Here is a 508-nt window from a genome sequence, read left to right as displayed (position 1 = left end):
GGGTGATGGGTGGTTGGTCGTTGTTTGAGAACTGCACAGTGGACGCGAGCATCTGTGGCCAAGTTTTTAAGGGCGCACGGTGGATGCCTTGGCACCAGGAACCGATGAAGGACGTGGGAGGCCACGATAGGCCCCGGGGAGTCGTCAACCAGGCTTTGATCCGGGGGTGTCCGAATGGGGAAACCCGGCAGTCGTCATGGGCTGTCACCCGCTGCTGAACACATAGGCAGTGTGGAGGGAACGCGGGGAAGTGAAACATCTCAGTACCCGCAGGAAGAGAAAACAACCGTGATTCCGGGAGTAGTGGCGAGCGAAACCGGATGAGGCTAAACCGTATACGTGTGAGACCCGGCAGGGGTTGCGTGTGCGGGGTTGTGGGATCTCTCTTTCACAGTCTGCCGGCTGTGAGGCGAGTCAGAAACCGTTGATGTAGGCGAAGGACATGCGAAAGGTCCGGCGTAGAGGGTAAGACCCCCGTAGTCGAAACATCAGCGGCTCGTTTGAGAGA

General features: G+C 58.5%; 1 rRNA gene. It reads left to right on the top strand.

The window, feature by feature from the left end:
* Positions 1 to 56: 56 nt before the first annotated feature.
* Positions 57 to 508, top strand: a 23S ribosomal RNA gene (locus KUM40_RS27135); the annotation flags it as partial.

Origin of the sequence: Streptomyces sp. AC512_CC834 (genome assembly GCF_019049325.1) — a bacterium.
In the GTDB taxonomy this organism is placed as follows: domain Bacteria; phylum Actinomycetota; class Actinomycetes; order Streptomycetales; family Streptomycetaceae; genus Streptomyces.
Note: the sequence above shows the minus strand (reverse complement) of the source record. Positions and strands in the feature narration are given on the sequence as shown.